Consider the following 9,953-nt stretch of genomic DNA (forward strand, 5'->3'; position numbering starts at 1 on the left):
AAACTTTAGTTATTTAATAAATATGTACCTTTGCAGCCACAAATTAAGGGTAATATTTTTGATTAATTATAAACATTTAAAAGAATAATAAAACAATGAAAATTTTAAAGAATTTCATCGGCCTCGCTGCAATAGCTCTCTGCCTCGGCTTCGCTTCTTGCAGCAGCGATGATGATGCGCCTTCTTATAGTGAGGTGGCAGTTGACAATTCTCAGCTCAAAACCCTTCTCGAAAGCAAAGGATATACATTCGACGAGAACGGCAAGTTGCTCCTTGACGACAAAGCAACCAGCACTACTTCACTCGACCTTTCAGGTACACAGGTTGATACCGCCGCCCTGAAAGAACTTTCTGTTTTCCCTAATTTGAAAGAGTTGAACCTTAGTAACAATGGCTATGGTCCACTTTTCCATATCGCTTCACTTCCTTCACAGATTACAGGTCTTGACTTGCAAGGCAATGACATCTATGACTTCGACGGCTTGGTAACAGCCAAGGTTGAGAATGATGAGGTGAAAGCTACTATCCTTCATGAGTTTACAAAACTTTATCTCCCTGCTTCCTGCAAGTATAATGTAGAGGACTTGATGCCTTTCTATACTCAGAATGAGGCAGAGAACAAGACTGTTGACATACAAATGGTAAATGATAAGGGCTCTTTGGAGAAGTATAACACTTTGAGAGAAATTCCTGATACATATTTTGCTGCTTATTTGAAGAATTTGTTTGCAAGCATCTTTGTGGATGATACACATATTGATATTAGCAAGCCATTGGCTCCTACTGAAGTGAATGTAATGATTGCATTGGAGACAACACTTCAGTACAAAGACATCGCTCAGATTCAGTCTATAAGCGGTATAGAATACTTTATCAACAACCCTTATTATCCAGACTTTTCTGTATTAATGCGTTACGCAAAGAATACAGAGCCATATACCATTGCATATATTGCTCCACGTGGCAATATTAAAGGACTCCATTTGTTAAACACCAACACGCTTAATGGAATAGACTTGTCTGGAGCAACTAACTTGGCTGCAATACAATTGAGCAATAACGAATCTTTGAAAACCTTAGATTTATCAAAGACTTTGATTGCAAATCAAAACTTTGAAGAATGGGATGCAACATTAAAGAATGGTCTTTATATTTTGAATTGCCAAAATTTGGAAGATTTAGTGTTGCCTACTCCAAATAAAAGATATATTAGTAATCTGCAATTAATGCAGTTGCCAAATCTTAAAACTGTAAACTTACAAGATTTTGATGGTTTTGAATTCTTGGTTTTGATAGGCTTAGACAATTGTAAGATTACATACCCTGCAAACATGCTGTATGCTTATGGCAAAGAGAATTTGGAAACATCAACAATACCAGTAGAACTTGCTGTTTCCGAAAATGTATTCAACATGGAAGAAACCAAAGCATTTATAACAAAATATAGAGCGCATCTTCGAGACACATATACATCATATAGAAAATTTGGTGCTTATAAATGGAGTAAATATCTTTAAATATTTTAATAATTAATTTTAATTTAAACAAGAATGAAAAAAACTATTTTAATGATGGTATTTGCTATTGTTGGTGTAGGACTGATGGTTGCATCTTGTTCTTCCGATGAAGAAATTACACAAGGTAATGCAGACAACACTCTTGTATCTGAGGCAAAGAGTTATCTAAAAGACGAAATAATTCTTAGTACAAAAGCAACATTAAGCGGTGTTGACAAAACTCTTTTGCCAGAGGGATGTCCAACGAAGTTTAAGTTTGACTGGAGCCAGACCGATGACCAAACCTTCACAATTTCTTTGCTTGATTTTACAGTCGGCAACATGGGAATGATTATCAGTTTCAAATGTGATGTAAAGTGCATGGAACTTAATTCTTGGGAAAAGAAGGAATACACAGGTGATGGTTGGGTGAAATTTAAAGGTGTAGATGGTTCTGTATGGGGTACAGATACTGATGGTTCTGCTTCAAATGCCAAAGGCAGTAGCGTGCAAGGTTATTACAATGCCAAAACTCACCAAATTCAGTTTATCGTCAACTACAACATGATGAATGTACGTTCAGAATGTTTCCTTCAAACAATAGACAAGTCTCGTCTTGCAACATATGACGAAGACAAAGCTAAATATGAGGAAGATTTGAAAGCGTATAAAAAGGAGCACGGAATCAAATAAGAGACTGTAGCTTATATCTATAAACGGAAAGAGGGATATGCCCAGACATGTCTCTCTTTCTTTTTGCAAGTAAAAAATGAAGGGAAGAGAAACAAGCCATAGCGAGGCTGAAATCGTGTAAGGATTTGGAAAAAATAGAATGACAATATAAATGAAGACAATTAGAAATGTAATGCTCATCGGCTTGCTGCTGATACTCGCCCTCCCTGTCGCTGCACAGCGAAAGGTGAAGTTCGGTATCTTCGACAAAGCCACTGAGCAGCCAATCATTGGTGCAGTCATCACCTACGCCGACAACGAGAAATTGAAATCGCCACAGCGTGTTGTTACCAACATGGATGGTGAGGCTACCATCTCGGTGCCTCAGAGTGACAAGTGTTATTACCAGGTGGTATCCGTGGGCTATAACCCTCTGAGGGGAACCATCGGAAGCGACAACTCCCTCAAGCTCTTCATGACCGAGGACGTGATGAAGATGAACGAGGTGGTGGTTACTGGTTCCCGTACCGCCCGCCCTATCAAGCTCTCGCCAGTGAGCACGCAGGTGATCGGCGGTAAGGAACTGGTAGATGCAGGCTATGCCGACCTCACCAAGGCTCTGCAACAGGAGACACCGGGTATGAACATCCAGAAGGTGGGTTTCGGCAACGAAATCTCCATGCAGGGCTTGGATGCCCGCCACGTGCTCTTCCTGCAGGATGGTGAGCGATTGACGGGCGACATGGCGGGTAACCTCGACTATGAGCGATTCAACCTCCATGCCATCGACCGCATCGAAATCGTGAAGGGTGCCAGCAGTACCCTCTATGGAAGCCGTGCATCGGGTGCCGTCATCAACCTCATCACCAAGAAGACCACCAAACCTGTGGATATTCAGGCTGGTGTACGCTGGGGACAGATGAACGAGCGCAACTACAAGAATCCTTCCAAGAAGGACTTCCTGTATATGTTTGAGAAGAACGCCGATCGCCCGAACCTGCAGAGCTGGGTGTCGGCAGGATTCAATGCAGGCAAGGTGACCTCGCAGACCGACGTGTGGTACTCTTCGAGCGATGCCTTCTACATGTATCAGGCTGAGAATGACAAGAAGGTATATACCCAAGAGGCGAATCCTTGGCTCGACCACGATGTGACCATTACCAGCGTGGCTTCCCGTCCGCCAATGGGCATCGAGGGTACAGAGCATATCTCGGTATCGCAGAAGGTATTCTACGACCCTTTCAAGAACCTGGAGATTCTTGCCTACGGTAGTGCGTTCTATATGAACACCTACGACCTCATTCAGGACATGACCTTCAGTCAGGCGCGTGACTGGACAGCTGGAACCAAGATTAAGTACTCCTTCAAGGATTGGTTCAAGATTACCGCCTCCCTTCATGGCGACTTCTACGACCGCTTCAAGCGACACGAGCGCATCGACGAGCGTACCAAAGTGTATAAGAGCCGTATCTTCCAGCCTCGCCTCTCCATCACCTCGCAGAAGTTCGAGGGCCACGACCTCATCCTCGGTATCGAGCACCTGAGCGATGACCTGACGAGCGACCGATTCAACGGCGATGCCTCCCACATAATGCGCACCCGTTCATTAAAAGAGACGGAGGCTTTCCTGCAGGACGAGTGGACGATGAACGACCACTGGATGGTTTCGGTAGGTGTGAGAACCAACTTCAGCCGTGCTTTCGGTATGATGGCGATGCCTAAGATTGCTTTCAAGTGGAGTCCTTCGGATCACTGGGCATGGAGAGCCAACTATTCGATGGGCTATCGTTCGCCAAGCATCAAGGAGCTGTTCTTCAACTGGGACCACCTCGGCATGTTCATGATTAAGGGTAACGAGGACCTGAAGCCTGAGAAGAACAACTACGTGAGCCTGGGCACAGAGTACTCGAACGATAACTTCTTCATCTCGGGCAATGTATATGGCAACTTCTTCCGTAAGAAGATAGAGGGCGTATGGCGCATCTACGACATGCAGTATAACTTTGAATACACCAACCTCGCCAAGCAGAACCTCATCGGACTGGAGACCATCATGCGCTGGCACTTCCTCAACCACTTCACGATGAATGCCACCTACAGCTACGTGAACGTGAGCAAGACGGATGGCATCCAGGTGAATACCACTTCGCCTCATGCTGCTACGGCAAGCCTCGACTATAAGTACAACAAGAAGAACTACCGATTGGGCGCCACCTTCTCGGCAAGCTACATGGGTGAGAAGAAGTTTGATGTGCAGGACCGACTCTCTGTAAACGGTGAGAGCCACGATGCCTACTTCCGCTGCCAGTTGCCACAGTATGTATTGTGCAACCTGTCGGTGATTCAGACCTTTTATAATAAGGTAAAGGTAACGGTGGGTGTGGATAACATCTTTAATTACGTGCCAAAGACCCTGGGTTCGGGCATCACCATGTTTAACGTGCCAGCCACGGCAGGAGCCAAGGCGCATGTGCAGGTGGAAGTGTTGGTAGATGAATTGGTAAAAGCATTTAGAAAGAAAAAATAATGAAGAAAGCATTACTATATATAATAGGTATGGCAGCCGCAATGACGAGCTGCGTATCTTATGAGGCTGAGGACTTTACGGGGCACACTCTGCCCCGAAAAACAGGTTATAGCACGGGTGTTACCAACGACTGGCTCTATTTTGACCTGAAGACGGGACATCGCTATAATGTGCTGAATCCTAACCAGAGTGTCATCGCCTATATTGACGGCAAGCCGATAGAGGAATTTTTCCATTATAAAGGTACTGCCAAACTCGTAAAGTATTGGAGCGAGGGCGTACAGAAGAACATCTTCGAGGATGCAGAGCGTGATGAGAACGGCGATACCATCTTCACCAAGAATCAAGCTACAGGCAAGTTAACCTATAAGACGGTGAAGAGACAAGCCAACAGCATCTTAGTGATGGAGAACAAGGAGGATGACCCCAACACGATGGCTTATCCTGCTACGGAGTGGGACCTCGCCTTCAATGGTTATCAGCTCCGCACCAACAGCGGAACGAGCGGACCAGGCAAGGGCGGTGCTGCCGACCTGGGCTATGGCGAATATGACAAGTGGACGAGCAAGGCGCAGGTGGATGCCTATCTGGCAGAACACAACATGACTTTCGCCGTGGATGATTCAGCAAGCGTCTATGTCACCATGTCGCAGAACGACTGGAACAAGTATTGCATCGCCAACAAACTGGATATGAAAGAGAACCCTTGGTTCGACCCGAACAACGGACCTGCCAAGCAGTTGGTAAGCGGCAATCCGGTGCTCGAAAAGGCAATGATCTTCTCTGGTCCACCTCCAGTATATACTCCTTCTTTCCATACCTACGTAATCCGTTCATGGGATGGCGAGAGATATTACAAGCTCCAGATCATCTCCTGGTATGATGCCAATGTGCAGATAGGTGATGAAGGAGGAAGAATCAGTTATTACTTAGATGAATTAAAATAAATATTAAACATTATGAAACAATTGAATTGGTGGAAATCCATCGCTTCGTTCCTCGTGGTACTCTTTACCATGCCGTTGGGACATGCGCTGATGATGATAATGGATAAGACGATGACTCCTGAAGCTGTGCATTACTCAGCCTTCTTCATGGGGTTGGCAGGTCTTATCATGGTAGTAATCGGTGTCTTCGTAAAGGGAGACACCAAACAAACTCTTTGGGGACTTTTCGGAGGTCTGCTCTTCTGGACCGGTTGGATAGAATTCCTGTTCCAGTACTATGCTACCCGCTGGGGTACACAGCCGGAGATGGAGAATGGCGAAGTTGTGACTCGCCCTGAATACCTCATCCTCCCTGCCACCTTCGGCATGTGGATGATGATAATGGTGCTCTACATCTTCTCAACCAAAAACGGATGTAACTTCATCAACTGGTGGCAGCGTGTTCTTTTCCGTTCCCGCAAGAATAAGATTGCCGCCCGTCCGATGACACATCATACAAGTATCGTTACTTTCATGGAACTGAACATGATTTTGTGGACAAGCTATCTCCTGTTGATGTTCTGCTACGACAAGAATTTCCTCGGCGACCATCATCCTGTAACTTCGGTTGTTGCCGCAGCTTGTCTGATAGGTAGTTTCTTCATCTTCCGAAAGCAGTTGCGTTTGAGCACATGGGGAGCCAATATCCGTATGGCTATCGCAACGGTTGTCGTGTTCTGGGTACCTGTGGAAGTGCTTGGTCGCCTTGACTTTTTCAAGGAGATTTGGATTGAGCCGGAGAAGTATACTACCCAGATGATTTGCATCCTCGTGTCATTCGTGGCATTGCTCGTCTATATCATGTTTGCAGCTCACAAGAAGAAAAGCCATGAGTAACAAGAAACTATATTGGTGGAAATCCATCGTGTCGATGGGCGTGATATTGGGAAGCATGCCCATGGTTCACTTGGTGGCACGAGTATTGAAGGACAACTACGACGGCACGCAACTGTTGGGTGCTGGCATGGCTGTGGGATTCGTGGGCTTGGTGATGGTGGTGGTCGGTGTTTTCGTCAAGGGACAGACTCGCCAAACCTTGCTCGGACTTATCGGTGGCATGTTCTACTGGACGGGTTGGGTGGATTTCCTCTTCATGTATTATGCCCATCGTTGGGGCACACATGCTGAGATTGACCCAGTGACAGGAGAAGTGTTGAGCCGCCCTGAATATCTTCTGCTCCCTGCCACCTTTGGCTTGTGGGCAATGGTGATGTTGCTCTACATCTTCTGTTCCCGAAATGCCTGCAACTTCCTCAACTGGTGGCAGACGCTCTTCTTGGGGAAGAACAAGCGACTCATCGCCGCTCGCCCGATGACACGCCACACCAGCATTGTTACCTTCATGGAAATCAACACAATGCTCTGGACTTGCTATCTCCTGCTGATGAACCTCTACGATCCTCAATTGTTTGGTCGTGAGAGTCCAGTCACCTTCGGTGTAGCCTTCGGTGCCTTGCTTTCCGCCCCATACGTATTTCGCAAGCAACTCCACTTGCAATCGTGGGGAGCAAACATCAGAATGGGTACGGCAACGGTCATCGTGTTCTGGATAGCGGTAGAGGCATTTAATCGCACGGGCATCATCGGGAAGCTCATTGCACATCCGAGCGAATATCCTTGGCATTGGATGGTAATGGTGATAGAACTTTGTTTCTTGGCAGGAAAGATTGTCAAGGATGCAAGGGCGAAGAAAGAAAAGAAATAAGATAGATAATCAGATAAGGAAATCAATGAAGAAAGGAACTTGGAGAAAACAACATAAATGGCTTGGTATCGGCTTGAGCTTCTTCATGCTGATGTTCTGCGTGTCAGGCATCCTGCTCAATCATCGTTCACTCATCAAGGAGGTGAACGTGAGCAGGAAGTACCTGCCAAGTCGTTATGAGTTTCGGAATTGGAATGGTGGATTGCTACGAGGCACGCTTGACATTGGCAAGGATTTAATGGTAGATTCCATGAGGAATGTGGATTCTTGTCGCCAACTGTTGCTTTATGGCAATGGTGGCATCTGGCTTACCGACTCCAAGGCTTCCTACTTCAAGGATTTCAATGAGGGGTTGCCAGAAGGTGCAGACTATCGTCAAATCAAAAATGTCATAAGGCTTGATAATGGAAGGATATTTGCTGTCTCACCTTTCGGGCTTTATCGCTATGGAGTGCATAACAAATGGCATGAGGTGAATATGTCACTGGAGGATGAGGAGAAATTTACGGACATCGCTTCGCATGGCGACACCCTTGTAGTGCTCAGTCGTTCCTTTGTCTATACCTCGCTTCCTCCTTATAAGACTTTTAAGCGCATTCAACTTCATGCGCCAAAGGATTATGACGGTAAAGTAACTGCCTTTCGTACCGTTTGGCTACTCCATAGTGGAGAACTTTTCGGAATAACAGGAAAGATTGTGGTTGATGCCATAGCCATTATTCTTGTGGTTCTCTGTATTACGGGTATCGTCTTTTGGCTGAGACCGAAGCGAAAGGCATTACTGCAAACCTCGCTTCATCTGCATGACAGAATCGGGCGATATACTATCATACTTGCGCTCTTGATTGCACTGACGGGTTGGTGTCTCCGCCCTCCTGTGATGATAGCATTAGTGTTAAGCAAGATTCCGTCTATCCCAGGCACAACACTCAGAAGCAAGAATCCTTGGAACGACAAGCTCCGCATAATTCGTTATGATGAGAGCTGCCATGATTGGCTATTATCCTCATCGGAAGGATTCTATTCATTGAACATCAAAAATGCTACAGTGAAAGTTATTACTTCTGTTCCACCTGTCAGCGTGATGGGATTGAATGTATTACAGAAAGATGCAAATGGTAGATGGCTTTGCGGTTCATTTAGCGGCTTGTTTGTTTGGAACAGACGACAAGGAACTGCTACCGATTACTTTACGAACAAACCTGCACCGAATGAAGCAGGAGCACCATTCGGAAAGAAAGCTGTCGCAGGTATGAGCCAAGACTTTTCCACCCCTGTCGTAGCGGAATATTACGAGGGAACAAACTTTGCCCCTCAACCTTCGAGCATGAACCAACTTCCGATGTCGCTTTGGAATGTGGCATTAGAGGTGCATAGTGGCAGAATTTTCATTGGAACGATAGCCACATACATATTCATCTTTGTTATGGGCATTCTTGCGTTTTGGTGCTTGTGGTCGGGCTATAAAATTAGGTTAAAAAAGAAATAACATTGCGCAAAATCCAATTCCCATTAAATGCGAAAACAAACTGATGGTGGCGAGGTAATATTTTTGCCACTATCAGTTTTTTATATAGTGTTCCACCTGCTACAATGGTGCAAACACAAGAAACAACATCTTATTATTTCTTGATAAGCCTTTTGATTTCATTTGATTCGTTTGTCAACTTTCTTACCAAGCTATCTTTGTATGCTGCTATCTCTACCATTTTATGATAACGAAAGATTGAATCTTCATAAACAGCAACACGACTTCTTACATCATCAATAACTTTCTCATCTCGGCAAACAGAGAAATGCTTTTCGATGTAGCGAATATTCGGGTCGTCAGATGGAAGAACCATTTTTAAGGCTCTATACTTCAAGTCTGCCTCCTCCCAATTTTTGTGCTCTCGCCATTGGGTGAGATTACCCCAAATGGAGATAACAAGAGATAAAGCCAAGCCACCAATGAAAAGAAGAACATACTTTGAAGTAGGCTCGAAACGATGGGTGACAACCTTCTTTTGAGGAATGCTACCCATTGCGTGAAGTTTGTCCTGCACAACTTTTGATGTAGTATTCAGCTCTTGTTTCATCTGATTAATGGTATCAAACAAGAGTTTGCACCGCTGTTCATCTTTGCTTGTTTCTTTTTTGGTAAGGTCGATATAGATGCATATAGCCTCTCTTAATTTTGCCAATAGTTTCCTCTTCTTTTGTAGAAACGGAAAGAATGGCTTTTTCAAGTTTACTTGTGTTAACACTTACAGGGACGGGAACTGTTTGAATGTTGCTCAAACAAAGTTTGAAATACCTTACCTATCTTTTCCTCCGTCTGAGATTGACTTTGCTTTGCCTGCGAAGTTTACGCTGCCATGCCGCCTCCTTCCAATCATCGTTGCCCGTAGACAGGAAAGAACCATCTGCCATATCCTCGATAAGTTCATCGACAAGGTTGTAGCTTTCCTCCGTATTTAGCTGCGAAGGGTGAACGGTTGCAGATTGATCCAAATGGACAGACGGACTGCCGTACAGCGTTTCGTCCAAGAATGGGTTGTCCGTTGGATTGGAGAAATAACTATTGA

7 protein-coding genes and 2 pseudogenes are annotated in these 9,953 nt (G+C 45.0%); 7 read left to right on the forward strand and 2 right to left on the reverse strand.

Features of this window, described 5'->3' with window-relative positions; genetic code table 11:
* Positions 1-95 precede the first annotated feature (95 nt).
* The 7 genes from BN93_RS14780 to BN93_RS14810 all read left to right on the forward strand — a co-directional run bounded on the left by BN93_RS14780 (position 96) and on the right by BN93_RS14810 (position 8,875).
* A complete protein-coding gene (locus BN93_RS14780; RefSeq protein ID WP_019189071.1) occupies positions 96-1,517 on the forward strand; it encodes a hypothetical protein in 1,422 nt (473 codons plus the stop codon).
* Between the two features lie 33 nt (positions 1,518-1,550).
* Positions 1,551-2,189, forward strand: coding sequence for a DUF4903 domain-containing protein (locus tag BN93_RS14785; RefSeq protein WP_019189072.1), 639 nt, complete (start codon positions 1,551-1,553; stop codon positions 2,187-2,189).
* 151 nt (positions 2,190-2,340) lie between these two features.
* Positions 2,341-4,695 carry a TonB-dependent receptor gene (locus BN93_RS14790; protein WP_019189073.1) on the forward strand — a complete coding sequence of 785 codons (2,355 nt, stop codon included), beginning with the start codon at positions 2,341-2,343 and terminating at the stop codon, positions 4,693-4,695.
* A 41-nt stretch (positions 4,696-4,736) separates the two neighbouring features.
* Positions 4,737-5,642: an HmuY family protein gene (locus BN93_RS14795; RefSeq protein ID WP_231559306.1), complete on the forward strand. Its 906-nt coding sequence runs from the start codon at positions 4,737-4,739 to the stop codon at positions 5,640-5,642.
* A 12-nt stretch (positions 5,643-5,654) separates the two neighbouring features.
* Entirely contained in the window at positions 5,655-6,518 is an 864-nt protein-coding gene (locus BN93_RS14800) for a hypothetical protein (RefSeq protein WP_004351731.1), read from the forward strand.
* A complete protein-coding gene (locus BN93_RS14805; protein WP_019189074.1) occupies positions 6,511-7,386 on the forward strand; it encodes a hypothetical protein in 876 nt (291 codons plus the stop codon). The genes BN93_RS14800 and BN93_RS14805 overlap by 8 nt, the downstream gene beginning before the upstream one ends.
* Positions 7,358-8,875 carry a PepSY-associated TM helix domain-containing protein gene (locus BN93_RS14810; RefSeq protein WP_019189075.1) on the forward strand — a complete coding sequence of 506 codons (1,518 nt, stop codon included), beginning with the start codon at positions 7,358-7,360 and terminating at the stop codon, positions 8,873-8,875. Before BN93_RS14805 ends, BN93_RS14810 begins: the two co-directional genes overlap by 29 nt.
* 133 nt (positions 8,876-9,008) lie before the next feature.
* Here BN93_RS14810 and BN93_RS14815 read toward each other — a convergent pair.
* Positions 9,009-9,654 (reverse strand): annotated as a pseudogene (locus BN93_RS14815) (hypothetical protein); the annotation flags it as partial.
* A 33-nt stretch (positions 9,655-9,687) separates the two neighbouring features.
* Positions 9,688-9,953, reverse strand: a pseudogene (locus BN93_RS14820) (relaxase); the annotation flags it as partial.

It is taken from the genome of Prevotella conceptionensis 9403948 (genome assembly GCF_000312305.1).
In the GTDB taxonomy this organism is placed as follows: Bacteria; Bacteroidota; Bacteroidia; order Bacteroidales; family Bacteroidaceae; genus Prevotella; species Prevotella conceptionensis.